Origin of the sequence: Mesorhizobium sp. RCC_202, assembly GCF_041355295.1 — a bacterium.
Taxonomy (GTDB): Bacteria; Pseudomonadota; Alphaproteobacteria; order Rhizobiales; family Rhizobiaceae; genus Mesorhizobium.
This window is the reverse complement of the sequence record NZ_JBFUPO010000002.1, coordinates 418701-444993: the sequence shown is the minus strand read 5'-3', so window position 1 is coordinate 444993 and position 26293 is coordinate 418701. Positions and strand designations below refer to the sequence as shown.

Genomic DNA, 26293 nt, shown 5'->3' with positions numbered 1-26293 from the left:
AAAAGATGCAGCTCTTTCCCTGCCCGTTCTGCGGGCCGCGCGAAGAAAGCGAATTTCACTATGGCGGCGAGGCCGGCAATCTGCGGCCCGATGGCGCCGATGTGACCCCCGAGCGCTGGGCCGGCTATCTCCATATGCGTGACAATCCCAAAGGCGCAACCCGCGAGATCTGGGTGCATATGACCTGCGGCGAGTTCTTCGCGATGAGCCGCGACAGCGTCAATCACCAGGTGTCGGGTTCTTCCGGTCTCGGTGAGACGGAGCACGCCGCATGAGCGCGTTCCGTCTTGCCATTGGTGGCAGCGACATCGACCGCAGCCGCCCGCTCTCCTTCACCTTCGACGGCAGGCGCGTCGAGGGCTTTGCCGGCGACACGATCGCCTCGGCTTTGCTGGCGAGCGGCCAGGCGATTGTCGGCCGCAGCTTCAAATATCACCGGCCGCGCGGCATCTGGGGCGCCGGCGTCGAGGAGCCCAACGCGCTTGTCGATGTCGAGAGTGCCGGTGGCCGGGTGCCGAATGCGCGAGCAACGACGGTGCCGGCCGCGGACGGTCTCGTGGTCAGGAGTGTCAACGCCTCGCCGACCGCGGCCGCCGACCGAAACGCGGTGCTCGACCGCTTTGCCCGCTTCCTGCCGGCAGCCTTCTACTACAAGACTTTCATGTGGCCGGACTGGCACATGTTCGAGCCGCGTATCCGCGCCATGGCTGGGCTTGGCGTCGTCGACAGCGAGTGGAAGCCGCGTCCGGTCGCAGACCAGATCAACCATCACTGCGACGTGCTGGTGGTCGGCGCCGGACCGGCCGGCCTGGCGGCGGCCGCAAGCGCGGCAGCGGCTGGGCATTCGGTCGTCCTCGTCGATGAGCGGACGCACCCCGGCGGATCGCTGCGCCATCGCGCCGGCGAAGTCGATGGTGTCGAGGGTTCGGATTGGGTCGAGGCGATTGTCGCGAAGCTCAGGACCGGCGGTCAGCTCGTGCTCAGCGAGACCACCGCCTTTGGCCTCTACGATCACAATCTGGTCGCGCTCAACCAGCGGCATCGCGATGGCCGGCCCGATACGCTGTGGCGGGTGCGTCCGCGCCGTATCGTGCTGGCGACCGGCGCGATCGAGCGGCCGGTTCCGTTCGCCAACAACGATCTTCCGGGCAGCCTGTCGGCCGATGCGGCGCTCAGCTATCTGCGCCGGCATAGCGTGCTTGTCGGCCGGCAGATCGTAGTTGCGACCAACAATGACAGCGCCTACGAGCCGGCCTCGGCGCTGGCGGCTACGGGCGCTTCGGTGACGGTGGTCGATTGCCGGCGCGACGGTGGCTCGAAAGCGGAGGCGGGCGTTCGCGTTCTGGCGGGGCGCATGATAACGGCGGCGCGCGGCCGCAATGCGGTCGAGGGTGTCTTGCTTGACGACGGCACGACGCTTGTGGCCGACTGCGTGCTGGTTTCCGGCGGCTGGACGCCCACCGTGCATCTGTTCTCGCAGGCGAAAGGCAAGCTTGCCTGGAGCGACAAGCTTGCGGCTTTCATTCCGGGCGAAGCCGTTGACGGGATCGCCGTTGCCGGCGCCGTGGCCGGGACGGTAGCGCTCTCCGAGACCTTGGCCAGTGGCGCTGGTGCGCTCGGCCCGTTCCGCGCGTCGTCGCCGGCGCCGCGCAGCACGGGAGCGGAGGCAACGCTTGGCGTCGTCGGCCTGTGGCCGAAGCGCAAGGCCAAGGGCCGTGTCTGGATCGACTACCAGAGCGACGTCACCGCCAAGGATGTCGAGCTCGCGGCGCGGGAGAATTTTGTCTCCGTCGAGCATTTGAAGCGCTACACGACGCTCGGCATGGCGACGGACCAGGGCAAGACGTCGAACCTCAACGGCCTGGCGCTGCTCGCCGATATCACCGGACGCGCCATCCCCGAGGTCGGCACCACCACCTACCGGCCGCCATTCACGCCGGTGCCGTTCGCCAGCCTCGCCGGCGCGCGCCGCGGCAGCATGCACGCGCCGGTCCGTCGTTTGCCGCTGGAGGCGAACCATCGCGCCGCGGGCGGCGTGTTCCAGGAATATGGCGGCTGGCTGCGGCCTGCCTATTACGGAAGCGGCGAAGCCGGCGCGGCGATCCAGGAACAGGCGCGGCGCGCCAGGGAGTCCGTCGCGCTTTTCGACGGCTCGACGCTCGGCAAGATCGAGGTGATCGGCCCGCGCGCGGCCGAGTTCGTCGACTTCATCTATTACAATACCATGTCTACCCTGAAGCCTGGACATTGCCGCTACGGCTTCATGCTGTTGGAAAATGGCGTTGTCTTCGACGATGGCGTGCTGGTTCGCCTGGACGAGCACCGCTTCGTCGTGTCCTGCTCGTCCTCGCATGTCACCGCCGTCCACGCCCGGCTGGAGGAGTGGCGGCAGGACCGGTTCGGCCGCGACGCGGTCTATATCCACAACGCTACCGCGCAATACGCCACCTTGACCGTGTCGGGGCCAAACGCGCGAGGGCTGATGGAGGCGCTCGATCTCGGCATTGCGTTGGACGATGTCAGCCTGCCGCACATGGCTGTCGCCAGCGGCCGTTTTGGCGGCGAGGATGCGCGCATCACCCGGGTCTCCTTCACCGGCGACAGGAGCTACGAAATCTCCATCCGCGCCGACCAAGCCGGCGCGTTGTGGGCAAGGATGCGGCAGGAGGGGCGCGCCTTCGACGCCGTTCTGCTCGGCCTGGAGTCGCTGATGATCCTGCGCGCCGAAAAGGGCTACATCGTCATCGGCAAGGACACCGACGGCACCACCATGCCGCAGGATCTCGGCGTGGCGGGGCCTCGAGCCAAACGCACAGGCGAGTTCGTCGGCCGGCGTTCGCTGTTCACCGAAGCGGCAAACAACTCAGATCGCAATCAGCTTGTCGGCCTTGCGGTACACGAAGGCGAGGCGCCGCTGGCGACGGGGGCGCATGGCGTGGAGAAAATCGACGGTCGCCTCAGAAGCATCGGCTTCGTCACCTCCAGCTATCGGAGCCCGACGCTCAGCCGACCGATTGCGCTGGCGCTCATCGAGCGAGGTGCCGCGCGGCACGGCGAGACGATCGACGTTCAACATCTCGGCGTCGTGCGGCAGGCGACCATCGTTGCGCCCTGCGCCTTCGATCCGGAAGGGAGGCGCCTCAGTGCGTAATCTCGCAGAAAAATGGCCGGCAGCGCCCGACTTCGACACCGCGACGCTGAACAAGGACGGCGTGACCATGCGAACGCTTGGCGGGCTGAGCCAGCTCCTGGTCAGCGGTAACCTGACGGCCTGGTCGAAGGTGTCGGGGCTTGCCGGCGAGGGCGTGGGCGCCGGCGCGGTTGCGAGCGGCGACAGATACATGGTGCGGATCGCGCGCGATCGCTTGCTTGCGGTCGGCGAACCGCCGTTCTCCATCGCCGCTGGTTGGCACCAGGCCGGGTTCGCGGTCTCGGTGGTGGATGCCGGGCTGCTTGTGTTCGAGATCGAGGGGCCAGGTTTGGCCGGCCTGATCGCCAGGGGTACAGCGCTCGATCCGGGGCAGGCGAGCCGTTCGGCCTCGGTGCTTTTTGCCGGCGTCAGCGTGTTGTTCTACCGGTTCGGCGATGCCAACCGGGTACGTCTCCATGTCGAGCGTGGGTTTGCGCCGTATCTCTGGGAATGGCTCGAACAATCGGCAGGATTGTAGTGGCGCCGTTTCAGGTCTATCCAGCCGGCGTTCAATGCTGGCTGGCTCGCAATGCTTTCTGATTCCAGTGATGACGACGTCGCGCGCCGGTCCGGCCTGACCGGCAACACCAAGGTGACGCGCGAGGACTGGATGAAGCTCGCGCTGGAGACGTTGATCTGCGAGGGCGTCGAGGCGGTGCGTGTGCTGGCGCTCGGCCAGAAACTGAACGTCTCCCGCTCCAGCTTCTACTGGTATTTCAAGAGCCGTCAGGACCTGCTGGACCAGCTTCTGGATTTTTGGCGCAACAACAACACGCGTTTCATCGTCGAGCAGGCCGGGCGGCCGGCCGCGACGATAACGCAGGCGGTGCTCAACATCTTCGAGTGCTGGCTGGATGAATCGCTGTTCAACCCGCGGCTGGATTTCGCCGTGCGCGCCTGGTCGCGCCAGTCAGCCACGGTGCATCGCATCGTCCATGAGGAGGACGATGCGCGGGTCGATGCCATCCGAGCGATGTTTGCGCGGCATGGTTTTGCGGACACGGAAGCGTTCGTGCGGGCGCGCGTGCTCTACTTCACCCAGATCGGCTACTACTCGCTGGAGATCGTCGAGCCGGTGAGCAACCGCCTCTTCCTGACGCCATCCTATCTGCTCACGCACACAGGCGAGGAACCGCGCGCGGGCGAGGTGGAGGCCTTTGCCGAAAAAGTGCGACGGCGGGCCGGCGACTAAACCGAGCTGAGTGCGGTTTCTCGCAGCAGGCGCGGATCCCGGTCCTTCGATCGCACGGATTGTGCTGGAAGGTTTTGGTAGCGGGAGAGGGACTTGAACCCCCGACCCCAGGATTATGATTCCCGTGCTCTAACCAACTGAGCTACCCCGCCAGGGTGGCAAATGGCTTGAAAAACCGTCCGGAATGGGTGGCATTTCAAGGCGTTCGCCGAGGTCGCGCGGATATAAGGGTGACGGGGCAAAGCTGTCAAGCTTGGAAGCGGCCGGCATCAAGCATAATCTCGTCGCAGAAAAGCTTTGCCGGCCAGATGATCGTGAGGACGCGGGCGGGGTTGAGTTCGGTCGAGCACGTCGCTATGTCTCGCCCATGAATTTCTAGAGTTTTGAGCGAATGAAGCCGCGCATCGCCGTCCTCGGTTGCGGATACTGGGGCAGCAACCATATCCGCACCCTCAAGGCGCTTGGCGCGCTCTCTGCCGTTTCCGACGTCAATCGGGCGCGCGCGGAAGGTTTCGCCAGCGAGCAGGATTGTCTGGCAATAGAGCCGGACAAGCTGTTCGAGCGTGCCGATATCGATGCCATCGTCATGGCGCTGCCGCCGCAATTCCATGCCGACACGGCGGTGCGCGCCGTGACCAGCGGCAAGGACGTGCTGGTGGAAAAGCCGATCGCGCTGACGGTCGCTGATGCCGAACGCGCTGTGAAGGCGGCAAAAGACAATGGCCGCGTCTTCATGGTCGGCCATGTGCTGCGCTTCCATCCGGCCTTCGAGATGTTGAAGGCGCTGATCGACAACGGCGAGCTCGGCGAGGTGCGCTACATCCACTCGCATCGGCTCGGCCTCGGCAAGTTCCATACCGAGAACGACGCGCTGTGGGATCTGGCGCCGCACGATCTGTCGATGATCCTTGCCATCACCGGCACCGAGCCGATCGAGGTGAGGGGCGAAGGCGCGGCGCTTCTCGATAATCTCAGCGACTTCGCCCATCTGCATATGCGCTTTCCCAACGGCTTGCGCAGCCACCTCTTCGCCTCGCGGCTCAACCCCTATCGCGAGCGGCGGCTGACGGTCGTCGGCACCAAGGCAATGGCCGTCTTCGACGATGTCGAGCCCTGGGAGCGCAAGCTTGCCGTCTATCGCCACGCGGTCTGGCAGGACAGCGGCCAGTGGGCCTTCACCGCCAATGAGCCTTCCTATGTGGCTGTCGGCGAAGGCATGCCGCTGACGCGCGAGCTCGCTCATTTCATGCAGTGCATCGAAACCCGCGCCGAGCCGCGCACCGACGGCGAAGAGGCGATCCGGGTGCTGCGCATCCTGACCGCCGGCACGGTCGCGCATAGCGGTTCGCCCGCCTGAAGCGGTTTATCTCGGTCGAAAATCAGCCCAGAGCAATTCCAGGAAAAGTGTGAGCGGTTTTCCGTCCGGAATTGCCTAAAAACAAAGAGTTAGAGCGGTTCGCCGTTTCCGTGAAACGGTGAAACGCTCTGGGTGAAAAATCGAGGCAGCTGAAAAATCGCGAACTTACTCGGCCGGGATTTGCGCCGGCCGCGCGGCAAGCCTGGACAGCATGGCTTCGGCCTCGGCGCCACGCTCCGAGCGCTCGATGAAGCCGCCGCCGAAGACGCGCGCTTCGTTGCCGTCATCCGAATAGAGCACGCAAGCCTGTCCCGGCGCGATGCCGGACTCGCCGTCCGCCAGCTCAACCGACGTCACGCCGTTGCGGTGATTGAGCACGGCCGGACGCGGCGGCCGGGTCGAGCGCACCTTGGCGAAGAGCTCAATCCCGCCGGTGGGGATGTCCGACAACGGTGCGTCGCCCAGCCAGTTCATGTTGCGCAGGTAGATCTTGTGCGTCTCCAGCGCTTCGCGCGGGCCGACGATGACGCGGGCGCGCTCGGCATCGAGATGGACGACATAGAGCGGCTCGCCCGACGCGATGCCGATGCCGCGGCGCTGGCCGATCGTGTAGCGCAGGATGCCCTCATGGCGGCCGAGCACGCGGCCGTCGATATGGACGATGTCGCCCGGATTGGCGGCGGCCGGCTTCAGCTTGGCGATGATGTCGGAATATTTGCCCTGCGGCACGAAGCAGATGTCCTGGCTGTCCTGCTTGGCGGCGACCGTCAGGCCCATTTCCTCGGCAATGGCGCGGACCTGCGGCTTCGACAGACCGCCGAGCGGGAAGCGCAGATAGTCGATCTGCGCCTGCGTGGTGGCGAACAGGAAATAGCTCTGGTCGCGATCGGCATCGACCGGCCGGTAGAGCGCGCGATGCGCGCCGCTGGCGCCAGAGCGGATATAATGGCCGGTGGCCAAGGCATCGGCGCCGAGATCCCGGGCGGTGGCAAGCAGGTCGGCGAACTTCACCGTCTGGTTACAGGATACGCACGGGATCGGCGTCTCGCCGGCGACATAGCTTTCGGCAAAGGGATCGATCACCGCCTTGCGGAAGCGCTCCTCGTAATCGAGCACGTAATGCGGGATACCGAGCGTCTCGGAGACGCGGCGGGCATCGTCGATGTCCTGGCCGGCGCAGCAAGAGCCGGCGCGGTGGGTGGCCTCGCCATGGTCGTAGAGCTGCAGCGTGACGCCGACGACATCATAGCCTTCGCGCTTCAGGATGCCGGCAACGACCGACGAATCGACGCCGCCCGACATGGCGACGACGACGCGGGTGTTTTCGGGACGTCCGGGAAGATCGAGGCTGTTCATGGTGCTTTCACTGTGCGGCGCTCAATGCCAATGGCCGGAATATAGGTCAAGGGCCACGCATGCGCCAGCTTGCGTCCACCGGCGATTTTATCGGCAAAACAAGGGCCGGGATGCGGTTGTTTCAAATTCTAAACGAAAGCCTAACCCGGCGTTCACGATCCTTACCTAGTGATTAGGGTTCGCTTAGGCAATTTTTAAAGCTGTGGCGGTACTGTGGCGGGGATTGGGTCTTTGAGTTTTTTGTAGAGAGTACGATGACCGATCTGGTTAGACCTAGAGTTAAGTATGTTATCGGGCCCGACGGCAGCCCCCTTACGATCGCCGATCTGCCGCCGACGAACACGCGGCGTTGGGTTATCCGGCGCAAGGCGGAGGTGGTTGCTGCTGTGCGCGGCGGCCTGCTCAGCCTGGAAGAAGCCTGCCAGCGCTACAAGCTTACCACCGAGGAATTCCTTTCCTGGCAGGCATCTATCGACGAATATGGCCTGGCTGGGCTGCGAACGACGCGGATCCAGCAATACCGGCACTAGAGCGGTTTACGCAATTCCGGACGGAAAACCGATCACGCTTTTCCTGGAATTGCCGTAGGTTTCGACCGGTTGCAAAACGAGAAGGGCGCGGTTATCCGCGCCCTTTCGCTACGGAAAAAGCTTAGTCGATCAGACCGTCAACACCACCTTGCCGATCGGTCGGGTGGCGAGGAAGGCGTGCGCGGCCCCCGCCTCTTCAAGCGGAAAAGTCTTGGCCACATGGGCAAGAAGCTTTTTTGCATCGACCAGGCTTGCCAGCCCGACAAGGCCCTCGCGGTCCGGCACCACCGACATGCGCTCGACGCGGATGTTGCGCTGCCTGGCCTTGGCCTTCGTGGCGTCACTGACATCGAGCAGCGATACCAGCACGCCGCCGTCGCGCAGCACTTTCAGCGATTCCTCGGCATGGTCGCCGCCAACTGTTTCCAGCACCAGGTCGAGATCGCCAAGCTTGCCGGTGAAACCGCCCTTCGTGTAGTCGATGACCTCATCGGCGCCGAGGGAACGGACGTAGTCCAACTTGTCCGAGCTGGCGGTCGAGGCTACCCAGGCGCCGCGTGCCTTGGCGATCTGCACCGCCAAATGGCCGACGCCGCCGGCGCCGGCATGGATCAGCACGCGCTGCCCCGATTGCAAGCCGCCATGACGGACAAGGCCCTGCCACGCGGTCAGTCCAGCCAGCGGCAGGGCTGCGGCATGGGCGTGGTCGATGGCGACTGGCTTTGCGGCAATCTCATCGGCCGGCGCGGTGGCGAGTTCGGCATAGGCGGCCGCCTGTTTGGGGAAACGGGGCATGCCGAACACGTCGTCGCCAACCTTGAATGTGGTCACGCCGGCGCCAAGCGCCTCGACTGTCCCGGAAATATCCCAGCCGAGGATGAATGGCGGCTCGCCGAGCAACGGATAATAGCCGGCCCGGACCGCGCCATCGACCGGGTTGATGCCTGCCGCCTTGACGCGGACAAGCACTTCGCCTGCTTTAGGCGAGGGGCCGGGCTGTTCGGCGACGAAAAGGACGTCGGGTTCGCCGACGGAATTCTGGCTAACGGCACGCATCGGATATCTCCTGCTTGTTCAATGCCGCTATCATTTGGATAGTAATTATCTCTTGTCTAGTATGTACCTTTTCGATATATAGGCACCTTATGGATAGTGATATTGAATCGTGCCGCGGCTATGATGCTTTCCGACGGACATGCCCTTCACACACCGTTCTGGAGATGCTGGCCAGCAAGTGGGTGTATCTTCTGGTTTGTGCTTTGCGAAAAGGCCGGCAGCGCAACGGCGAGCTCGCCCGCAAACTGGAAGGCATCACGCCAAAAATGCTGACGCAGACCTTGCGTGTGCTGGAACGCGACGGCCTGGTCCGGCGCGAGGTGTATCCGGTCATACCGCCGAGGGTGGAGTATGAGTTGACGGAACTCGGTCAGAACCTGGCGGGGCTGCTCAGCCAGATCAGGTCCTGGGCCGAAGAGCATGCGCCGGACATCAAGGATGCCCGTGCGCGGGCATCGGCAGGCGAACAGGCCGAGATCGCCATCCCCGCCTGAGTGGACGGGCAGGTCGGCTGTGCCGATTTGTCCGAAGGCGAACGCCGGCGGGGCGCTTAGCCGATCATGACGCTGCGGCTGCCGAGATCCGGTTCGCGGATTTTGGTGTCACGCGATTCCAGCAATTCCGCCTTGGACAGCTCCGCTTCAGCTTCGCCGAGTAATGATTCGGCGGTGCTTCGCTGCTGAGCGAGGTCGCTTTGTGAATTCCTGAGGTTGTCGCGGCGCAGACGCGCCGCCTTGGCGAAGGTCGGATAGGCGAAATGGTTGATGTCGGTGATGCCGGCTTTTTTCTCTTCGGCGACGATTTGTGCCTCCAGCTCGACGGCCATGCGGTCGAACTCGGCGATCATCATGTCGAGCTGCAGCAGCTGGCGCCGCTTCTCATTCACCTGAAACTGCTTCAGCCGAACGAGGTTTTCACGTGACTTCATGACTCGGTACTCCGCAAACGCACACCTGCATATCGTCCAATCCGCCCGGAACGACCCAAGCGCCGCCCGTTTCCACCGGCATTCCCAGGGCTATGGGAAACAAAACCCTAAAGATTTTTGCCGGCGGTAACCATTCGTTTACGGGCATTGTTAATCATACGGGCGAGGACTTAAGGCCGGGTAAAAATTCCGGCTGTTGCGGAAAGCGCGGCCTGCGAGTCCATGGAGTCACTTAGGCTGACTTATTAATGTGGTGCATTAGCGGTTTTGGTCTGTGATTCGTTATTAGATTCAAGTGGGTGTAGAAAGGGGTTAAAAAATCTGGTATCGTGTTCGACACGAAATTAGGATTTGTTAACCACTCGGTGGCACCTTCTGTTCAGGCAATCACTGCTCCGGTCCCGGACGGGTCGTGAAATGGTCCGGCAGCAGAAAAGGGGAATAAAATGCGTGTTCTGCTGATTGAAGATGACAGTGCAACCGCACAAAGCATCGAATTGATGCTGAAATCGGAAAGCTTCAACGTCTACACCACCGATCTCGGCGAAGAAGGCGTCGATCTCGGCAAGCTTTACGATTACGACATCATCCTTCTGGACCTCAATCTCCCCGACATGTCGGGTTATGAAGTGCTGCGCACGCTGCGGCTCTCCAAGGTCAAGACGCCGATCCTGATCCTCTCTGGCATGGCCGGCATCGAGGACAAGGTGCGCGGCCTCGGCTTTGGCGCCGACGACTATATGACCAAGCCATTCCACAAGGACGAGCTGGTGGCGCGCATCCACGCCATCGTGCGCCGTTCCAAGGGCCATGCGCAGTCGGTCATCACCACTGGCGACCTGGTGGTCAATCTCGACGCCAAGACGGTCGAGGTCGGTGGTCAGCGCGTGCATCTGACCGGCAAGGAATACCAGATGCTGGAGCTGCTCTCGCTGCGCAAGGGCACGACGCTCACCAAGGAAATGTTCCTCAACCACCTCTATGGCGGCATGGACGAGCCGGAGCTGAAGATCATCGACGTCTTCATCTGCAAGCTGCGCAAGAAGCTCGATGCGGCGTCGGGCGGACAGAATTACATCGAAACGGTGTGGGGCCGCGGCTATGTGCTGCGCGAGCCGGAAGATATCCGCGTCAGCGCCTGAGCGATCCAAACAATTTTTTCAATGAAAACCCGGCTCAGGCCGGGTTTTTCGTATCCTGCGATCCCTGGCAATTCCGCAGAGTCCGTCGGAAATCCCGCAAAATCAGACAGGTGCAGCGGCTCAGCGATTTCGCCTTGTGCCGAATCACTTCCGCGAATCAGGCGGCGAGCTTCAGGAAACGGAAGCTTTCGAGCAGTTGCGCGCGGTTGAAGGGCTTGAGCAGGTAGCCTTGAGCGCCGGCGCGCTTGGCGCGCATGATCGCGGCGACATCGACCTCGATCAGCGACACCAGGATCTGCGGCTTGACCGGGGCTTCGATGGCGCGGATGCGGCGAATGAGGTCGACCGCCTGGATATCCGCCAGACCGCCATCGATCACAATGACGTCAGGCATGTCGGTGGCGCAGATATCGGCAGCCTCAGCTCCGCTGGCCGCCTCGGCGACCATCATATCCGAGCCGAGAATGCGTTTTGCGACCTTCCTGATGACGCTTGAATCATCGACGAACAGGCAGCGCTTCATGTCCGGGCCCTCTTTGCCATCTGCCGAACCGGCAATCTCCGGCAATCGGACAAGACCCTAGGCCAATCTGGTAAAGAAGCCGAAAAGCCGTTAGGTAAAATTTTTCCAAAGAACCGCGGCGCACACCTTACGGTCGCGCCGTCAACATAACGACAACCGTCGCTATAGCTGCGCCCATGCGGCAGCCATCAATATCCAGGCAAAAAGATACTTTGCCTGTTCTTGGCCGTTATCTCAGGCGGCGGACAGAACAATCTCTTCGGCGGTGGCGTGGATCGAGATCGTCATATTGGCTTCGCGCGCCAGAAGCAGCGTGTAATAGGGCTGCACCGAATGGGCGTCGATCGGCTCCTCCGGCTTGTGGCCGGAATGCAGTTCGAGGAATTTCGGCGGCACGCGCAGCATCGGGCCGGCGGCCGAGAGCGCGAAACGCGGCTCGGTTTCGAGATTTTCCAGCGTAACCACCAGCTTGCCGCCGCGCGGGATGGCCGCATTGGCGACGAGGATCAGGTTGAGCAGCAGCTTGACCTTGTTTTTGGGCAGCAGCGCGCGCGAACCGTTCCATACAAGTTCCGGCTTCTCGTTCTTCAGGAAGGCGATGGCCACGGCTTCTGCATCGCCAGTGTCGATCATCATGCCGGCCGAACCCGCGGCGCCGAAGGCTATGCGGGCAAATTGCAACCGCGCCGAGGCATTTCTAGCGCTCTGGCGGATGAGTTTCATGGCGTCTTCGTCGGCGCCGCCTTCATCGAGCAACTCGAGGCCGTTGTTGATCGCGCCGACCGGCGAAATGATGTCGTGGCAGACGCGGCTGCACAGCAAAGCTGCGAGATCCGGGGCGGAAATGGTGAATAGCTCGGCCATCGGCAAAATCCCTGCTCAGGTCACATGTTTCATGGCCGAACGACTGATTCGCGCCTGCCCCGACGAATCACGCTCTTTTCCAAGGCTTTCTGAATACACAGCGGCCGTGCGCGCATCAACAAATCCAAAATTGCCGGTGGCGAAAATGGTGCATTCACAGGGGAAAGCGGCATTCTCCTGGCAAGGGCAGCCTTCGAACCGCCATCTTCGTGTGAGAACTTAATGGTTGAAAAAGGATTGCGGCATAGTTTGCCCGTAATAGCCACCCTGACCGGCCGCCAAGAGCTGTAGGGGTGCGGAGGCGTCGGCGAAAGTGCTCCCTGACGGAGATTGGAAGCATGTTTTCCCGATACTACGACCGGACCTTCGTCCGTGTCCTCACCATGACGATCGCACTTCTGGGAGCTGTCGTCCTTTCGACCTCGGCGTCGCGCGCGCAGCAGTACACCGCTCAGGAAATCGTTGATTCCGGTCATAAATTCTTCGGCGAGACGTCGGGCGGACTGGCCACGGTCGTCGAGAAGATCTTTGCCTCCTATGGCCTGCCGAACGGCTATCTGCTTGGCGAGGAAGGCTCCGGCGCGCTGATCGGCGGCCTGACCTACGGCGAGGGCACGCTCTACACCAAGAACGCCGGCGACCATAAGGTGTTCTGGCAAGGGCCTTCGCTCGGTTGGGATTTCGGCGGCGAGGGGTCGCGCGTGATGATGCTGGTCTATAACCTCGACGACATCAGCAGCCTCTACAACCGCTTTGGCGGCGTCGCCGGTTCGGCCTATGTCATAGCCGGCGTCGGTTTCAATGTGCTGCAGGCCAACCGGGTGCTCCTCGTTCCGATCCGCACCGGCGTTGGCGCCCGACTCGGCGTCAATCTGGGCTATCTGAAACTTACCGAGCGGCCGACCTGGAATCCGTTCTGACGCCTTTGTTTTGATGCATGTCGTTGTCCCGGAACCGCTGCACACTTCCGCGCGACATGCATTAAGCAGTCCGTATAATCGCTCGGATAATCCTGATCGCGCCGCGGCATGCTCTTGCCGCGGCGTTGAATTTCCGCCATGCCAAGCTGGCACAATGCAGCGATTGCCGCTCCGTATAAGTGGATAGCACGCCTTGGTTCAGTCGGTCCTGTTCTTCGCACTCGGCTTCCTCTGCGCCGTCTTTCTGGTGTCACTCATCGCGCCGGCGGTCTGGCGGCGGGCCGTCGTTCTCACACGCCGGCGCATCGAGGCCTCGCTGCCGCTGACGCCGGCCGAGATCCAGGCGGACAAGGACCGCGTTCGGGCCGAATATGCGATGACGACGCGAAAACTCGAGATGACCGTCAAGAGCCTGCAGGAAAAGACGGCCGAGCAACTGGTCGAGATCGGTCGAGGGCGTGAGGCCCTGAAGGGGCTGGCGGTCGAAAAGAAGGACAAGAACCAGGCGCTTTCCGACCTGCAGGCCAAGACCGCGGAGCTCAGGCAGCGCGAGGAGGATCAGCAACGCCTCTCCGACCGGCTGGCGCAGACGGAACGCGCGCTGGAAAAGCGCGCGCTGGAACTGCAAAAGCTCGAGCAGATGTATGACGATGCCAGCTTCTCGTCCTCCAGCCGTCAGATCGAGCTGGTGGCGCGCGAATCGGAACTGGAAAAGCTCGCCAACGACATCGCCGCGCTGCGCAGCCAGCGCAAGGAGGCGGACAGGCGAAGCCAGGACATCGTTTCGGAAAGCAAGGCCGCGCGCGAGGCGTTGAAGGTGGAGAAGAAGAGGTCAGCCGACCTCGATAAGAAGGTCGAGCGGCTCTTGGCCACGCTTGCCGATCGCGAGGAAAAGCTCGACCGGCGCGAGAAGGAGCTTGCCCGGGCGCGGGAGCGTTCGAAGGAGGCAGCGCCGCCAAACGGCGTCGCACGGCTGACCGGCGGCGCCGATGCCAATGGCGACGATGTCGACACGGCGATCGCCAAGCTCGAAGGCGACCGGGAACGTCTGGAAGCCAGGCTGACGGTGTTGGCGCGCGAGAACAAACGACTCAAGACCGACCTTGCCGCCTCCGGGACGACAAAGCCCGAACAGGATGCACGCCCTGCAAGCGCGGGATTGCGTGAGCAAATGAATGAACTGGCAGCCGAGGTCGTCAACCTGACGATGAAGCTCGACGGGCCGGATTCACCGATCGCCAAGGCCCTGGCGGCTGATGGGCAGCAAGGTACCGGTGGGCGCGGCGTCAGCCTTGCTGACCGCGTGAGGGCGCTGCAGAAGGCCGAACCAGCCAACTGAGGTCGTCGCCTTACAAATTCGAAAAATGATGCAGGGCTATGGCTGAGGCGGCGGCGACATTCAGACTGTCGAAACCTTGCGCCATGCCGATCCGCAGCGTCTGCAGCCGGGCAAGCAGACCTCGCGGCAGGCCTTCGCCTTCGGTGCCGAGATAGAGCGCCAGGCGTGCTGAGCGTTGCGCGTCGCGGATAGCGGCCGTTCCGCGCGGTGAAAGGGCGAACTGGCTGAAGCCAAGCCGATCGAGCGTCACCGTGAAGGACCCGGTGTCGTCGAAGGACGCGAAAGGCACCTTCAGCGCCGCCCCCACCGAAACGCGGATCGCCTTGCGGTAGAGCGGATCGCAGCAGGTGCTGTCGAGCAGCACGGCGTCGGCACCGAAGGCTGCGGCATTGCGGAAGATCGCTCCCATATTGTCGTGATTGGATATGCCGACGAGGACGACCGCCAACGCGCGCTGGGGCAAGCTCTCGGCGAGAGCCTCGACGGACGCCGGATCGCCACGCAGGCCGATCGCCAGTATGCCGCGATGCATATGGAAACCGGCGATACGGTCGATCACCTCAGCGCCGGCGACATAGACCGGAAAATCCGGCGGCGCCTTGCGCAACACAGCGTCCAGCCCTGCCAGGCGGTTTTCGAGAACGAGCACCGACTCCGCCGCGAAGCGTCCAGTCGACAGCAACAGGTCAAGCACCACCTTGCCCTCGGCGATGAAGCGGCCGTGCCGACCGACCAGGTCGCGCTCGCGGATGTCGACATAGGCCGAGACGCGCGGGTCCTGCGGATCGTCGATGGGGATGAGGTTCATGCATTCCTCGCTTGGATCAGAATGACGTTTCGTCATCCTGATCTAACTCTTCATCGGAGCATGATCTTTTCCGAAAACCGGTTCCCACTTTTCGGGATCATGCTCTGAGAAATTGTCAGCGAGGTAATGAGCGACAAGGCTCGAGGGTCAAGCCCCGGCGCGACGCAATCGATAGGCCATTTGCGAGAGGTCGCCGTCGCCGAAAATGCCTTCCAGCATACGCAGCAACTCACGCACCGCCTCGGATTTGCAGGAGTAGTAGATCATCTGCCGGTCGCGGCGGGTGTCGACAAGATCGAGCGCCCTGAGCTTGGCGAGATGCTGCGACAAAGCGGATTGGCTGAGCTGCACTTTCTCGGCGATGGCGCCGACCGACATTTCACCGTCGATCAGATGCGCCACGATCAGCAGACGCTTCTCATTGCCCATGAGCGTCAGAAACGCGGCTGCCGATCCGGCATGGGCCATTAGTTTGTTCGAGATCATAGATCCCCCATGGGTCCTGGCTCATCCAGCGGCCATGGGGGCAATGGCGGCTGAGTTCCACAAATATTCAGATATCGCTTTGCGCTGCTGAATCAGCGCTCCAATAAAGGTAGATCATTTCGTCTAAATCTCAAGCGTTGCTTTCGTCGCAGCGCGATCAACTATCAGGATTGCTCGGCCGCGCGCGCCGTCTTGGCCATCTCGACCAGCATGGCGCGCAACGCGCTCCCGGCGGCGAGAGGCTGCGGGAAGAACACCCGGCAGACGGCGTCCGAAGCCGCGAGATCCATGCCGTCCGCGTCAAAACCGGTGACGATCCAGCCGTCACCTTCGGCGCGGCCGAAATGGCGGGCGTAAATGGCAATCGCGTCGCGATGGTCGGCATTCATGTGGTCGAGCGAGGGTTGTTCGCTGGCGGCCAGCTCCTCGACGACCGGACCGCTGGTGATGAAATCGTCGCGCCCGAGAAGATAGGCCTTGCCGAAGCCGCCATTCAGGCTGCCGCGTTCGGGTTCGAGCCGGAAGAACGAAAAGTCGCCGAGGCCTACGTAGAGCTTCGCCTTGGGATTGCGGTTGAGGTAGCGCCGTTCGGCCCGGGCATGGTCGGGAGATCCGCGTTCCAACCGCCTGGCCCGGCATGCCAGGCTGATGCGCGGATGGGCGAGCGCGTCGCCCTTACCGGGTTCGCCCACCAGCAACGAACAGCGCGGGTCGGCGAGCAGGGCGCCGGTATGCGCCGACAGCATCGAGATCAGGGTCAGCGGCGTGCCGTCGATGTCGGTGGCAACGCCAACCCTGCTCGCCAGCGGCGCGCCGGTGCCGGGCTCGATTACCGCAAGCGCCCCGAAGCGCGCCGAACGGATCAGGGTTTTTGCCAGCCTGATCGCCTCGGCGTCGGTCTCGCGGATGACATCCTTCTTCGTCTCGCTCACAGGCTCACCCGAGATAAGTTGATCAGCATGCTCCGGTTATTGGCCGAGGATGCCCGACATGGCAAGGGCCTCGATTTCCTCACCTTTCATGCCGAAGCGTGCCAGAACACTTGCGGGCTGGCGATCGGCGGCGGTTGGGGCCGAGGCAAGCATTTGAGAACTTTGCGAGAAGCGCGGCGCGGGCGCCGGACGCTCGAGCCGGCCGGATGCCACAAAGCTTTGCCTGGCGCGGTTGTGCGGATGGTCCCTGGCCTCGGTCAGCGAAAGCACGGGTGCGACGCAGGCGTCGGTCGAAGCGAAGAGGGCTGCCCATTCGTCGCGGGTTTTCTCGCCCACCCTTTCGGCAATTGCCTTGCGCATCCCGGGCCAGGATATCCTGTCATATTGTGCGCTGACGAATCTCCGGTCGAGCGGCAGCAGCCTGGCGAACTCGGCGAAGAAGCGCGGTTCGAGGCAGCCGACCGCAATGTGCTTGCCGTCCGCCGTCTCGTAGGTGTCATAGAAAGGAGCGCCGGTATCGAGCAGGTTTTCGCCGCGCCTGTCGCTCCACAGGCCTGCCGCCATGTAGGCGTGGATCGGCGCCGCGAGCATCGAGGCGCCTTCGATCATGGAAGCATCGATCACCTGACCTTTGCCGGTGAGCGAGCGCTGGAACAGGGCGGCGAGCACACCGGCGATCAGCATCATGGCGCCGCCGCCTTGATCGGCGACCAGGTTGAGCGGCGGCACTGGCGGCGAGCCTTTTCTGCCGATGGCATGCAGCAGACCGGCATAGGCAAGATAGGTGATGTCGTGGCCGGCTCGCCCCGAGAGCGGTCCGTCCTGGCCGAAGCCGGTCAGACGGCCATAGATCAGCGCCGGATTGCGCTGAAGCACGATATCCGGCCCGAGGCCCAGCCGCTCCATGACGCCGGGGCGGAAGCCTTCGACAAGCAGGTCCGCCTTTTCGACAAGCCGCAGCAACAGGTCGGTGCCTGCCGGATGTTTCAGGTCGAGCTTGAGGATCGAGCGGCCGTGGCGGTCGAGGTCGTATTCCTGCGGCAAGGCGAGCAGTGGCTGGCCGGCATCGGCCCGTTCGATGCGCAGCATGTCGGCGCCCATCTCGGACAGCATAAGGGCCGCCAGCGGCACCGGGCCGAGCCCGGCCATCTCGATGACCTTCAGGCCGGCCAGTGGGCCGGTTTTCTCAGCGGAAGCGCCTGTCGGCGGCTCGATCATGTTTCTATTTCGGCGCCATGCGGATGGCGCCGTCGAGGCGGATGGTTTCGCCGTTCAGCATCTGGTTCTCGACGATGTGGAGGGCAAGGGCGGCATATTCGGATGGCTCGCCGAGGCGCGACGGGAAGGGCACGGCGGCGCCGAGCGAATCCTGCACTTCCTGTGGCATGCCGGCCATCATCGGTGTTTTGAAGATGCCTGGCGCGATGGTACAGACGCGAATGCCGGAGCGGGCGAGATCGCGCGCCACCGGCAGCGTCATGCCGACGACGCCGCCTTTGGAGGCGGAGTAGGCGGCTTGGCCGATCTGGCCGTCATAGGCCGCGACCGAGGCGGTGTTGACGATGACGCCACGCTCGCCGCCGGTCAACGGATCGAGCTTCGCCGCGCGGTCGGCGACGAGACGGATCATGTTGAAGGTGCCGATCAGGTTGATCTCGATCACCTTACGGTACTGGTCGAGCGGATGCGGCCCATCCTTGCCGATCGTCTTCACGCCGATAGCGATGCCGGCGCAATTGATGAGGATGCGCGGTTCACCAAGTTTTTCAGCCACTTGCGCGACCGCAGCCGCGCCGCTGTCGCCGCTGCTGACATCGCACTGGACGGCAATGCCGCCGATGTCGGCCGCAACTTTCGTGGCGCGTTCGATGCCGACGTCGAGGATCGCGACGCGGGCGCCCTTGGCGGCGAGCGCGCGCGCCGTCGCCTCGCCGAGACCCGAACCGCCGCCGGTGACGATCGCGATCTGGCCGTTCGGGTTCATGCAAGCCTCCCGGGATTTCGGATTATGCTACGAAGCCCGCAGGGGAGGCGCAACCACAATGCCGGGATCCATCGACGGTTGCGTGCTGGCGGCCGGCCGCGCCAAGGCCGGGGCCAGTTCCGCAACTTTCGCGGCGTTGGCATGACAGACTTCGCCGATGAAACGGGCGACGGCGCCGGGCTTGATTTCATGATGCAGCAGCCTGTCGAGATCGACGGGGCGCGGCATGGCGATCTGTCCACGCGGGAAGCGCTTGAAGCCGAGCGGCCCGTAATAGGGCTCGTCGCCGACCAGGATCACGGCCGGCGCGCCGGCCTTTTTCGCCGCATCCAGCGCAATCGCGACCAATTTTCTGCCGATGCCGAGATTCTTGAAGTCGGGACGCACGGCGAGCGGGCCGAGCATCATGGCGCGCCCGGCGCCGGCCGCCACGCGCGTCATGCGCACCGAAGCGATCACCGCGCCGTCCTTGACGGCGACAAAGGATATCGAGCGGTCGTGCCCCCCCGACTCGCGGATCTTGTAGGCGGCAAGCACGAAACGTCCGGGGCCGAAGGCCTCGTCGTTGATGGCTTCGATTTCGGCATCATGCGCCGGGGTTTCCGGCAGGTATTTCACGTTGGCAAGGCTCATGGTCTTTGCGTTCCGGTATGCGAGGAAGGTTTGCTGCAAAGCGGCAGCGTTCGCCAATCAGCGCTTTAAGCGCGGGCGCCCTTTCGTCGTCGGTCGAACCGGATCGAGGCAAAATCGAACATGGGCGCCTCCGCTAGCATCAATTTTGTGCCGCTGCAATCGGCCGCTTTCGCCTTTTTGTACGTCGTTTGACCAACTGGTTCGTTGTCGACGAACTGTTCGTTGTCGACGAACCGTTCAGCACCTGAGGGCTTTGCCTATCGGCCCTGCACCTAGATATTGCCAAGACACAGGAGATTTCGCATGGGACTGCTCGTTGAAGGCAAATGGCAGGATCGCGCACCCAAGACCGACAGCGGTGGCCGGTTTGTGCCAACGGAGTCACAGTGGCGTGACTGGATCACGCGCGATGGCGCACCGGCCGAAGGTCGCGAGCGCGGCTTCAAGGCCGAACCAGGCCGCTATCATCTCTATGTCTCGCTGGCTTGCCCGTGGGCGCATCGAACACTCATCTTTCGCGCCTTGAAGAGACTGGAGACCATCATTTCGGTCTGCGTGGTCCATCACTTCATGGGCGAGAACGGCTGGACCTTCAAAGCCGAGGACGGCGCCACCGGCGATACGCTCTACGGCCTCGATTTCCTGCACCAGATCTATGCCAAGGCCGACCCTTCCTATTCAGGCCGGGTGACGGTGCCGGTGCTGTGGGACAAGCAGGAAAGGACGATCGTCAACAACGAGTCCTCCGAGATCATCCGGATGCTCAACTCCGCCTTCGACGAATGGGGCGATGCGAGCCTCGATTTCTACCCGGCTGGGCTGCGCACCGAAATCGACAAGATCAACGCGCTGGTCTTTCCGAGGATCAACAGCGGCGTCTATCGCACTGGCTTCGCCACCACGCAGCAAGCTTACGAGGAGGCGTTCGGCGACTTGTTTTCAGCCCTCGACACGGTGGAAGAACGGCTGTCGCAACAGCGCTATCTGGTTGGCGAACGCATCACCGAGGCCGACTGGCGGCTGTTCACGACGCTGGTGCGTTTCGATCCGGTCTATGTCGGCCATTTCAAATGCAATCTGCGCCGGGTCGCGGACTATCCGAGCCTGTCGAATTATCTGCGTGACCTCTACCAGGTGCCCGGCGTGTCGAGCACCGTCAACCTGCATCACATCAAGGCGCATTATTACGGCAGCCACAGGTCGATCAATCCGACGGGAATCGTGCCGGTGGGGCCGAAGCTTGATTACGCCGCGCCGCATGATCGGGGCAGGTTCAGGAGGGCGGCGTGACCTGATCTAACGGAAGGCCTCGGTGTCGGTCCGGGTTCGTCTGGCAAGTTCCACTTTCAGCAGAGTCTTGCCAAATCGGCTCGAATACCAAGCGGCATTCAAGCCAAACGTCAGCAGGAAAGCGAACAGAACGCTTCCAACCCATACGGCCAGGGGAACGTTGCTCAGGTCGTGCTGTTTCGCTTCCCCCGAGATGGCCAACCAACCCAGCGGCGCCGAAATCAAAAAGGCTGCCAGGGTCGAGAGCAGAACTGTCGTCCAATATTCCCTGCGACTGAACAACCGGCCATTTCTTCTTATGAACTTATAGAGCGCAACGTTGGCCGATCCGAAACTTATAGCGAATCCCGCCGCTTTGCCGAGTGCCTCGGAGAACGTTGGGATGAGGACCACCAGTATGCCAAGCGCAATCGTCAAGACCACCATCGTTAGAGTGTAGTATCCAACATAAGGCCAGACGTTTACATAAGGCTCATCGCTGTTGCTCATGTCCCCAAGCTCCCAATCCCCGAAGTAGAGCATAGAAGTTTATGCAAAGGAGAAAGCAAGCCTACCAATATGCCGAAGCAGGCCGGCTCTCAAAAATTTCGGCTAGTCGTCGCCGTGTCGCCGGTGTCGTGCCTTCGGGCAAACGGTCGAGCGGGAAAAAGCCGGCCTCGGCGATCTCGTGGTCCGGCAGTTTCGGCCCGCTCTGGCTGAAGGCTTCGATCAGGTAGAGACCGACATGGTCGCGGTTGCTGGAGCGGCGGTTGAAATGCATCGATTTCAGCACGGGCGGCGCGCTCAGCGCGATGTTGCCTTCCTCGACGAGTTCGCGCGCCAGCGCCTCCTCGAGCGTCTCGCCGGCCTCGACACCGCCGCCCGGCAATTGCCAGCCCGGTACATAGGTGTGGCGGATGAGGAAGACGCAATTGGTGGAACGGTCATAGACCAGGCCGCGCACGCCGAGCGTCATCGGCCGGCGCAGCAGGAAATAGAAATGAAACAGCCTTGCTCGCAGGCCCGGCCAGCCGGTCTGGCGGAAGGCCTCTTCCGGATCGGCCGCGCCGCTCATCCGACCGTCACCAAGCGAACAGCAAACGGTGAGTGGAAAGCCCCGCCCGCGTCGCTTAAGAAGGGATCATGTTCAGGCTTGCGCATATTTCCGACGCTCATCTGGGACCGTTGCCCGATGTAACCTATCGCGACCTCGCGTCCAAGCGCGTGCTGGGCTACGTCAACTGGCAGCGCAATCGCCGCCGCCACATGCATGATGCCGTCATCGACACGATCGTCGCCGATATCAAGGCGAACGCGCCGGACCATCTCGCCATCACCGGCGACCTCGTCAACCTGGCGCTCGACGGCGAGATCGAGATGGCCAAGCACTGGCTGGAAACGCTCGGACCGCCACATGACGTGTCGGTGGTTCCGGGCAATCACGACGCCTATGTGCCGGGCGCCTTCGATAAGGTCTGCCGTGCGTGGGCGCCCTGGATGAGCGGCGACGGCGCCAACGGTCCGGTCGACCGCAATTCCTTTCCCTATCTGCGCGTGCGCGGCAACGTCGCGCTGATCGGCGTCACCACGGCGCGCGCCACGGCGCCCTTCATGGCCAACGGCTTCTTCATGGAAGGACAGGCCGAGCGGCTGGCCAGAACCCTCGACGCCACGGCGAAACAGGGGCTGTTTCGCGCCATCATGATCCATCATCCGCCGGTGCGCGGCGCGGTCACGCAGCATAAAAGGCTGTTCGGCATTGCCCGTTTCAACAAGATCATCCGCTGGCATGGCGCCGAGCTCGTGCTGCATGGCCACTCGCATCTGCCGTCGCTGTTCAGCATCGGCCCGCGCGGCGCCAAGGTGCCGGTGGTCGGGGTTGCCGCCGCCGGCCAGGCGCCCGGCGGCAAGCATCCGGCGGCGCAATACAATCTGTTCGAGATCGATGGCGAGAAAGGCCGCTGGCGGATCCGCCTGACGCGGCGCGGCCTGACCGGACCGGCACTGCCGCCGTCCGATCTGCAAGTGATGGAACTTGGCGCCGATACAGCGTCGCCCCGCCCACTCGTCAGAAGCTGATCTTAATCTGCGTGAGGCGGTCCCAGAACAGCGCCAGTGAGACCGCCAAGCCGACCAGGGCGCCGGCAGTGATCAGGCCGAGGCCTGCAAAGAAGGTGGTCCAGCCGTTGCGGCGGGTTTCGGCCCGGATAGGCGGCTCGGCCTCCGCAACCGTGGGGCGGTGCACACCAGGCATCGCGCTCTCTATGCCGCCCTCCATCATCCGTTGCCGTTCGACGACACGCTCGGCGACGTAGCGGGTCACCGCGTCGGCGACGGGTTTCATGTCGCTGGATTCGGCGAGCACGACGCGACCGATGCGCGTGTCCTTGAGGAACCGGTAGGTGCGCCGGTCGCGCCCCATGGCAACGTGGCTTACAGCGTCGATCCATAGTCGCGGTTGCAGGCCCGACGAGACGGCAAAGTCGAAATTGTCCATATCCGCGGGCACGTCGGCGAAAACCGGTGCGAGCTCCGTGGCCAGGAGTTCGAGGCGCATGCGGTGCGCATCGCGCATCTCCACGATCACGTCGTCGCGGTCGGCGAAGGCGTTCTTGACGTCGCGGACGGCGTCGGCGAGCCTTCTCGACGGCTCTATCTGGCTGATTTTGTCGCCTGCGTCTTTCATGGCGGCTGCCTCGCTGTTGGTTAACAGCGAGTTAACACAATCGCCGGCAAAATGCACTCCGGTACGGCCCGTCAGCTTGCCGCCGCGCCGAACACCGGACGTTGCCGCCTGCCGCGGCGCCGCGTGTTGCGACGCACGATCTCGGCGACCAGGTCGGGCGCCTCCTCGACCAGCATATGGCCCGCATCCAGCACATGATGCAGACGGAAATGCGCCGGCAGGCTTTCGGACTGGCTGACCGGCAAGAGGGGATCCTCCGCGCCCCAGACCACCATCACCGGCATATCAAGGGTTTCAAGCCGTTCCGCGGGGATGACCCCTTGCCGATCATCCCTGGTCATCGCGGCCGCCATGGCGACAAGGATTTGCTGTTGACCGGGCCGCTCGCGCATCTGGCGGAGCGCGTCCACCGCATGGTCAGGCGGCACGCTTTGCGGGCCTGACATGGCGGCAAGGCAGGCGCGTATCTCTTTCTTGCCGGTCGCGGCCGCGTAGCGGCGCAGCAAGGCCGCGTTGATTTCCGCTCCGAAGCCGCCGGGTGCGAGCAGGGTCAGCGTGGCAATCCTGCCTGGATCGGCAAGCGCCATCAATGTCGCGATAGCGCCGCCCATGGAGTGGCCGACAAGGTGGACCCTGTCCAACCCACGGGCGGCGAGATCCGCGAGGATTGCCCGGGCCGCCGGCTTGGCCCCGCCGATGCCTTCGCATTGCATCGAATGGCCGTGTCCAGGCAGGTCATAGGCCAGCACCTTCATAGCTGGCGTGAGCGATGCCGCCACGTGGTGCCAGATGGCCTGGCAGGAACCGAAGCCATGCAGAAGCACGATCGTTTTCGGACCGGTGCCGCATTCGGCGGCATGAGGAGGTGAAAGCATGAAGAAAGGGGCAGTGGACCAAGACAAGCGGCAATTGCCAATTGTGGCTGAATTGCTCCCCGGCCAGATCGATAGCCAGTAAAATTTTCGCGACCGTTCGATGCCCTGCTGCATGGTCCAGGAACCCGCAGCAATGCGGCCAGCTTCCAAATGCACCAGCCAGTTGGTCTTAACTATTTGTTTTTACTCAATTTCTAATAAAGCACTGTCGCGAGCGTCAGATGTATCGACGGCAATTTTGGTCAGCTCGGATTGCCTATGCCAGCGGCGCGCAGCGCTTGCACCAACCGGTCGGTGAGATCGGCGGGGTACTTGCGGTCGACGAATGTCGCGCGTGGATCGGCGGCGAATTTCGGAAATTCGGCGACGAGCTCGTTGGCAAGTTCGCTCGCCAGCTTGTCGCGGCCCGAAATCTTGGCGCCGATCAGGCGCGCGGCCAGGTAGTGCGACTTGGACGCCGTCGTGCGCAGCGACTCGCTGGCAATCGCGGCCTTCTTCAAATCGCCTTGCATGAAGGCTCCGACGAACATGCCATAGTCCCACCAGGTCGGGTGGCCGCTGAAAGACTCGACGGCGTGGCCCAGGATCGGCATTCCCTCATCATATCTGCCGGCGAAGATCAGCCCGTAGCCATAGGCGGCGGCCATGCCGAGATCGTATGGGTTGAGCTCGTAGGCCTTGCGCATCCAGCGGATTGCCTCGTCCGTGTTGCCCAGGCGGCTGTTCAGATAGCCATAGGCGCGGTGCGCGTGCGGGCTCATCGGGCCCATCTGAATTGCGCGGTGGGCGAGCGACATGGCCTTTTCGAGCGTCGCGTCAGGCGGGTAGGCATAGTGGCTGGTGACGGCTTCCAGATGAAGCGAAGCCAGTTCCGCATAGATAAGCGATGATTTGGTGCCGTCGTTGGCCAGCTTCTCAAGGCAGCGATACGCAGCCTCATGCGTTTTGGCGCCCATGTCGAGATAGTAGCGATCATCAAGCACCAGGCATCCGATCTGGCTCGTTTGCACTCCGCTCTGGTCGATATAGCTGTAGATCGCGCCGGAAGCAGGAACTGTCGAGGTTAGCAGACCGGCGATACTGCCTTCGACCGTCGAAGGCGTGGTTTCGGCGGCAGCAAGATTTCGCGACAGCAGGACCCGACCGGTCGCAACGCTCTGCAGTTCGACCGTGACGTCGCCGGCTGCGGGTCCAGGAACGACATCGAAAACGAAGCTGATCGGATCTTGGGACCGCTCGCGCGTTGCGTCCGCGTCGCGCCCGATGAAATCGATCGTGTCGAAGTCGGCAAGACCGGCGCGAAGCGACGCGGCGACGCGCGCCGTCTCCGCTCCGTTGGCCTTCGGCGCGATATAGATCAACGGCAGGGAATCGAACACCGGCTGAACGGCAGCGCTTCGCGCGCCCGCCGTTTCGAACGGCGCGGTCGCGTCTTTGCCACCGAGAAAGGCATTGCTCTGGCGGGCGATAAGCACACCGAGCATCACGATCACCAGGGCCATGGCTGCCCAGAAGAATAGCAGCTGCCGCGTCAGCGACGGTGCGGGCGTCGCCGGCCCCATCAGCGGCGCGGGTTCGGCCAGCGTGCCGAGATATTCGGTCGCCGTTGCTTCCGCGGTCGCATCCGCACGCTGCGCGATCTTGCCGGAGGCGGATCTGGCGTCGCTGCTCAGCCGGATGGCGTTCGGCTCATAGGAAGGGACATAGCCGCCGCGCGGGATGGCGATGCGCACCGGTTCGGCGATGCCCTCATTGGCGAAATACTGTTCCAGAAGCTCACGCAGCCGGCCGGCCTGGACCCGGACCACGGCATCGGTCGAGGCGTCGAAGTCGCCGTCCTTGCCGAAGACGTCCATGGCGATGGACAGGCCCTTCAACCTGTCGGCTTCGCCAGCCTGCTCGCGTTCGACCAGATAGCGTAAAAGCCTGCGGGCACGTTCGGAGCGTCCGAACGTTTCGCTGGCAAGCAGTCGCTCCAATGTCTCGCGCACTGCGGGGGCGGCAGGCGGGGCAGGCTCCAAGTGTCGATCCTTTTCGAACTCGGCACAGGTTAGGGCGCGATCATATAGCGCCCGCGCCAGCGCACAAGGATGCTTGTGTTATGTGATCGCGTAAGCCACCGGAAATTCCCCCGCCGGTTAACGAATGGCAGGCTTGCGCGTCTTCAATTTGAAATTTGCAGCATGGCGCACCGAAGTGCGCCATGCTGCAAATGGTTTATCG

At 63.1% G+C, this 26293-nt stretch carries 28 protein-coding genes and 1 tRNA gene; 12 read left to right on the top strand and 17 right to left on the bottom strand.

Annotated features, from left to right (window positions below):
- The first annotated feature begins 5 nt into the window (after positions 1–5).
- The 4 genes from AB6802_RS06435 to AB6802_RS06420 are packed head-to-tail and all read left to right on the top strand — an operon-like array spanning position 6 to position 4382.
- Entirely contained in the window at positions 6–275 is a 270-nt protein-coding gene (locus tag AB6802_RS06435; RefSeq protein WP_371009174.1) for a sarcosine oxidase subunit delta, read from the top strand.
- Complete coding sequence (locus AB6802_RS06430; protein WP_371009173.1) at positions 272–3151, top strand: sarcosine oxidase subunit alpha family protein; 2880 nt, start codon at positions 272–274, stop codon at positions 3149–3151. Before AB6802_RS06435 ends, AB6802_RS06430 begins: the two co-directional genes overlap by 4 nt.
- The gene (locus AB6802_RS06425) at positions 3144–3668 is read left to right on the top strand and encodes a hypothetical protein (protein WP_371009172.1); all 525 of its coding nucleotides are present in this window, start codon (positions 3144–3146) and stop codon (positions 3666–3668) included. The genes AB6802_RS06430 and AB6802_RS06425 overlap by 8 nt, the downstream gene beginning before the upstream one ends.
- Positions 3669–3719: 51 nt before the next feature.
- A complete protein-coding gene (locus tag AB6802_RS06420) occupies positions 3720–4382 on the top strand; it encodes a TetR/AcrR family transcriptional regulator (protein ID WP_371009171.1) in 663 nt (220 codons plus the stop codon).
- A gap of 75 nt (positions 4383–4457) precedes the next feature.
- On the opposite strand, the gene AB6802_RS06415 is transcribed toward AB6802_RS06420, so the two are convergent.
- Positions 4458–4534, bottom strand: a tRNA-Met gene (locus AB6802_RS06415).
- Between the two features lie 239 nt (positions 4535–4773).
- On the opposite strand from AB6802_RS06415, the gene AB6802_RS06410 reads away from it, so the two are divergent.
- Positions 4774–5739: a Gfo/Idh/MocA family protein gene (locus tag AB6802_RS06410; RefSeq protein WP_371009170.1), complete on the top strand. Its 966-nt coding sequence runs from the start codon at positions 4774–4776 to the stop codon at positions 5737–5739.
- Between the two features lie 165 nt (positions 5740–5904).
- On the opposite strand, the gene mnmA is transcribed toward AB6802_RS06410, so the two are convergent.
- Positions 5905–7095: a tRNA 2-thiouridine(34) synthase MnmA gene (gene mnmA / locus AB6802_RS06405; RefSeq protein WP_371009169.1), complete on the bottom strand. Its 1191-nt coding sequence runs from the start codon at positions 7093–7095 to the stop codon at positions 5905–5907.
- Between the two features lie 254 nt (positions 7096–7349).
- On the opposite strand from mnmA, the gene AB6802_RS06400 reads away from it, so the two are divergent.
- Positions 7350–7625, top strand: coding sequence for a DUF1153 domain-containing protein (locus AB6802_RS06400; protein ID WP_006203587.1), 276 nt, complete (start codon positions 7350–7352; stop codon positions 7623–7625).
- A 129-nt stretch (positions 7626–7754) separates the two neighbouring features.
- On the opposite strand, the gene AB6802_RS06395 is transcribed toward AB6802_RS06400, so the two are convergent.
- Positions 7755–8681, bottom strand: a complete 927-nt coding sequence (locus AB6802_RS06395) for an NADP-dependent oxidoreductase (protein WP_371009168.1) — start codon at positions 8679–8681, stop codon at positions 7755–7757.
- Between the two features lie 89 nt (positions 8682–8770).
- Here AB6802_RS06395 and AB6802_RS06390 point away from each other — a divergent pair, with 89 nt between their 5' ends.
- Complete coding sequence (locus AB6802_RS06390) at positions 8771–9175, top strand: winged helix-turn-helix transcriptional regulator (RefSeq protein ID WP_371009167.1); 405 nt, start codon at positions 8771–8773, stop codon at positions 9173–9175.
- Positions 9176–9231: 56 nt separating this feature from the next.
- On the opposite strand, the gene AB6802_RS06385 is transcribed toward AB6802_RS06390, so the two are convergent.
- On the bottom strand, positions 9232–9609 hold the full coding sequence (locus AB6802_RS06385; RefSeq protein WP_371009166.1) for a flagellar export protein FliJ: 378 nt from the start codon (positions 9607–9609) through the stop codon (positions 9232–9234).
- A 446-nt stretch (positions 9610–10055) separates the two neighbouring features.
- On the opposite strand from AB6802_RS06385, the gene ctrA reads away from it, so the two are divergent.
- On the top strand, positions 10056–10751 hold the full coding sequence (gene ctrA / locus AB6802_RS06380; RefSeq protein ID WP_006203583.1) for a response regulator transcription factor CtrA: 696 nt from the start codon (positions 10056–10058) through the stop codon (positions 10749–10751).
- A 157-nt stretch (positions 10752–10908) separates the two neighbouring features.
- On the opposite strand, the gene AB6802_RS06375 is transcribed toward ctrA, so the two are convergent.
- Positions 10909–11274: a PleD family two-component system response regulator gene (locus AB6802_RS06375; protein WP_371009165.1), complete on the bottom strand. Its 366-nt coding sequence runs from the start codon at positions 11272–11274 to the stop codon at positions 10909–10911.
- Between the two features lie 234 nt (positions 11275–11508).
- A complete protein-coding gene (gene chpT / locus AB6802_RS06370) occupies positions 11509–12138 on the bottom strand; it encodes a histidine phosphotransferase ChpT (RefSeq protein ID WP_371009164.1) in 630 nt (209 codons plus the stop codon).
- A gap of 383 nt (positions 12139–12521) precedes the next feature.
- Here chpT and AB6802_RS06365 point away from each other — a divergent pair, with 383 nt between their 5' ends.
- Together AB6802_RS06365 and AB6802_RS06360 are read left to right on the top strand one after the other, a co-directional pair.
- The gene (locus AB6802_RS06365; protein ID WP_371009330.1) at positions 12522–13058 is read left to right on the top strand and encodes a DUF1134 domain-containing protein; all 537 of its coding nucleotides are present in this window, start codon (positions 12522–12524) and stop codon (positions 13056–13058) included.
- A gap of 193 nt (positions 13059–13251) precedes the next feature.
- Positions 13252–14397: a hypothetical protein gene (locus tag AB6802_RS06360; protein WP_371009163.1), complete on the top strand. Its 1146-nt coding sequence runs from the start codon at positions 13252–13254 to the stop codon at positions 14395–14397.
- A gap of 10 nt (positions 14398–14407) precedes the next feature.
- Here the strand turns inward: AB6802_RS06360 and AB6802_RS06355 are convergent, their stop codons facing one another.
- The 6 genes from AB6802_RS06355 to AB6802_RS06330 form a co-directional block, all read right to left on the bottom strand.
- Positions 14408–15205 (bottom strand): TrmH family RNA methyltransferase, encoded by a 798-nt coding sequence (locus AB6802_RS06355; RefSeq protein WP_371009162.1) that lies wholly within the window; start codon positions 15203–15205, stop codon positions 14408–14410.
- A 147-nt stretch (positions 15206–15352) separates the two neighbouring features.
- Positions 15353–15691, bottom strand: a complete 339-nt coding sequence (locus AB6802_RS06350; protein ID WP_371009161.1) for an ArsR/SmtB family transcription factor — start codon at positions 15689–15691, stop codon at positions 15353–15355.
- A gap of 164 nt (positions 15692–15855) precedes the next feature.
- Entirely contained in the window at positions 15856–16623 is a 768-nt protein-coding gene (locus tag AB6802_RS06345; protein WP_371009160.1) for a HugZ family protein, read from the bottom strand.
- Positions 16624–16659: 36 nt separating this feature from the next.
- Positions 16660–17841: a CaiB/BaiF CoA transferase family protein gene (locus AB6802_RS06340; protein WP_371009159.1), complete on the bottom strand. Its 1182-nt coding sequence runs from the start codon at positions 17839–17841 to the stop codon at positions 16660–16662.
- 4 nt (positions 17842–17845) lie between these two features.
- Positions 17846–18607: a 3-hydroxyacyl-CoA dehydrogenase gene (locus AB6802_RS06335; RefSeq protein ID WP_371009158.1), complete on the bottom strand. Its 762-nt coding sequence runs from the start codon at positions 18605–18607 to the stop codon at positions 17846–17848.
- Positions 18608–18634: 27 nt separating this feature from the next.
- On the bottom strand, positions 18635–19240 hold the full coding sequence (locus AB6802_RS06330; protein WP_371009157.1) for a GNAT family N-acetyltransferase: 606 nt from the start codon (positions 19238–19240) through the stop codon (positions 18635–18637).
- Between the two features lie 303 nt (positions 19241–19543).
- Here AB6802_RS06330 and AB6802_RS06325 point away from each other — a divergent pair, with 303 nt between their 5' ends.
- A complete protein-coding gene (locus AB6802_RS06325; protein ID WP_371009156.1) occupies positions 19544–20530 on the top strand; it encodes a glutathione S-transferase family protein in 987 nt (328 codons plus the stop codon).
- A 6-nt stretch (positions 20531–20536) separates the two neighbouring features.
- On the opposite strand, the gene AB6802_RS06320 is transcribed toward AB6802_RS06325, so the two are convergent.
- Together AB6802_RS06320 and AB6802_RS06315 are read right to left on the bottom strand one after the other, a co-directional pair.
- Complete coding sequence (locus AB6802_RS06320; RefSeq protein ID WP_371009155.1) at positions 20537–21019, bottom strand: ABZJ_00895 family protein; 483 nt, start codon at positions 21017–21019, stop codon at positions 20537–20539.
- Positions 21020–21080: 61 nt separating this feature from the next.
- Positions 21081–21584, bottom strand: coding sequence for an NUDIX domain-containing protein (locus AB6802_RS06315; protein ID WP_371009154.1), 504 nt, complete (start codon positions 21582–21584; stop codon positions 21081–21083).
- 68 nt (positions 21585–21652) lie between these two features.
- Between AB6802_RS06315 and AB6802_RS06310 the strand changes: the two genes are divergently transcribed.
- Complete coding sequence (locus tag AB6802_RS06310) at positions 21653–22588, top strand: metallophosphoesterase (RefSeq protein WP_371009153.1); 936 nt, start codon at positions 21653–21655, stop codon at positions 22586–22588.
- Here the strand turns inward: AB6802_RS06310 and AB6802_RS06305 are convergent.
- The 3 genes from AB6802_RS06305 to AB6802_RS06295 all read right to left on the bottom strand — a co-directional run bounded on the left by AB6802_RS06305 (position 22578) and on the right by AB6802_RS06295 (position 26091).
- A complete protein-coding gene (locus AB6802_RS06305; RefSeq protein ID WP_371009152.1) occupies positions 22578–23195 on the bottom strand; it encodes a hypothetical protein in 618 nt (205 codons plus the stop codon). The genes AB6802_RS06310 and AB6802_RS06305 overlap by 11 nt on opposite strands.
- A 71-nt stretch (positions 23196–23266) precedes the next feature.
- A complete protein-coding gene (locus AB6802_RS06300; RefSeq protein WP_371009151.1) occupies positions 23267–24070 on the bottom strand; it encodes an alpha/beta fold hydrolase in 804 nt (267 codons plus the stop codon).
- Between the two features lie 242 nt (positions 24071–24312).
- Positions 24313–26091 carry a tetratricopeptide repeat protein gene (locus tag AB6802_RS06295; protein WP_371009150.1) on the bottom strand — a complete coding sequence of 593 codons (1779 nt, stop codon included), beginning with the start codon at positions 26089–26091 and terminating at the stop codon, positions 24313–24315.
- Positions 26092–26293: the final 202 nt, after the last annotated feature.

Bases quoted from the DNA above. Each gene is read 5' to 3' on its own strand.
- AB6802_RS06350 (WP_371009161.1), bottom strand. From the start codon at position 15,691: ATGATCTCGAACAAACTAATGGCCCATGCCGGATCGGCAGCCGCGTTT.
- AB6802_RS06325 (WP_371009156.1), top strand. From the start codon at position 19,544: ATGGGACTGCTCGTTGAAGGCAAATGGCAGGATCGCGCACCCAAGACC.
- AB6802_RS06430 (WP_371009173.1), top strand. From the start codon at position 272: ATGAGCGCGTTCCGTCTTGCCATTGGTGGCAGCGACATCGACCGCAGC.
- AB6802_RS06395 (WP_371009168.1), bottom strand. From the start codon at position 8,681: ATGCGTGCCGTTAGCCAGAATTCCGTCGGCGAACCCGACGTCCTTTTC.
- AB6802_RS06390 (WP_371009167.1), top strand. From the start codon at position 8,771: ATGGATAGTGATATTGAATCGTGCCGCGGCTATGATGCTTTCCGACGG.
- AB6802_RS06400 (WP_006203587.1), top strand. From the start codon at position 7,350: ATGACCGATCTGGTTAGACCTAGAGTTAAGTATGTTATCGGGCCCGAC.
- AB6802_RS06300 (WP_371009151.1), bottom strand. From the start codon at position 24,070: ATGCTTTCACCTCCTCATGCCGCCGAATGCGGCACCGGTCCGAAAACG.
- AB6802_RS06335 (WP_371009158.1), bottom strand. From the start codon at position 18,607: ATGAACCCGAACGGCCAGATCGCGATCGTCACCGGCGGCGGTTCGGGT.
- ctrA (WP_006203583.1), top strand. From the start codon at position 10,056: ATGCGTGTTCTGCTGATTGAAGATGACAGTGCAACCGCACAAAGCATC.
- chpT (WP_371009164.1), bottom strand. From the start codon at position 12,138: ATGGCCGAGCTATTCACCATTTCCGCCCCGGATCTCGCAGCTTTGCTG.
- AB6802_RS06305 (WP_371009152.1), bottom strand. From the start codon at position 23,195: ATGAAAGACGCAGGCGACAAAATCAGCCAGATAGAGCCGTCGAGAAGG.
- AB6802_RS06435 (WP_371009174.1), top strand. From the start codon at position 6: ATGCAGCTCTTTCCCTGCCCGTTCTGCGGGCCGCGCGAAGAAAGCGAA.
- AB6802_RS06375 (WP_371009165.1), bottom strand. From the start codon at position 11,274: ATGAAGCGCTGCCTGTTCGTCGATGATTCAAGCGTCATCAGGAAGGTC.
- AB6802_RS06340 (WP_371009159.1), bottom strand. From the start codon at position 17,841: ATGATCGAGCCGCCGACAGGCGCTTCCGCTGAGAAAACCGGCCCACTG.
- AB6802_RS06410 (WP_371009170.1), top strand. From the start codon at position 4,774: ATGAAGCCGCGCATCGCCGTCCTCGGTTGCGGATACTGGGGCAGCAAC.
- AB6802_RS06320 (WP_371009155.1), bottom strand. From the start codon at position 21,019: ATGAGCAACAGCGATGAGCCTTATGTAAACGTCTGGCCTTATGTTGGA.
- AB6802_RS06420 (WP_371009171.1), top strand. From the start codon at position 3,720: ATGCTTTCTGATTCCAGTGATGACGACGTCGCGCGCCGGTCCGGCCTG.
- AB6802_RS06310 (WP_371009153.1), top strand. From the start codon at position 21,653: ATGTTCAGGCTTGCGCATATTTCCGACGCTCATCTGGGACCGTTGCCC.
- AB6802_RS06385 (WP_371009166.1), bottom strand. From the start codon at position 9,609: ATGAAGTCACGTGAAAACCTCGTTCGGCTGAAGCAGTTTCAGGTGAAT.
- AB6802_RS06365 (WP_371009330.1), top strand. From the start codon at position 12,522: ATGACGATCGCACTTCTGGGAGCTGTCGTCCTTTCGACCTCGGCGTCG.
- AB6802_RS06315 (WP_371009154.1), bottom strand. From the start codon at position 21,584: ATGAGCGGCGCGGCCGATCCGGAAGAGGCCTTCCGCCAGACCGGCTGG.
- AB6802_RS06330 (WP_371009157.1), bottom strand. From the start codon at position 19,240: ATGAGCCTTGCCAACGTGAAATACCTGCCGGAAACCCCGGCGCATGAT.
- mnmA (WP_371009169.1), bottom strand. From the start codon at position 7,095: ATGAACAGCCTCGATCTTCCCGGACGTCCCGAAAACACCCGCGTCGTC.
- AB6802_RS06355 (WP_371009162.1), bottom strand. From the start codon at position 15,205: ATGAACCTCATCCCCATCGACGATCCGCAGGACCCGCGCGTCTCGGCC.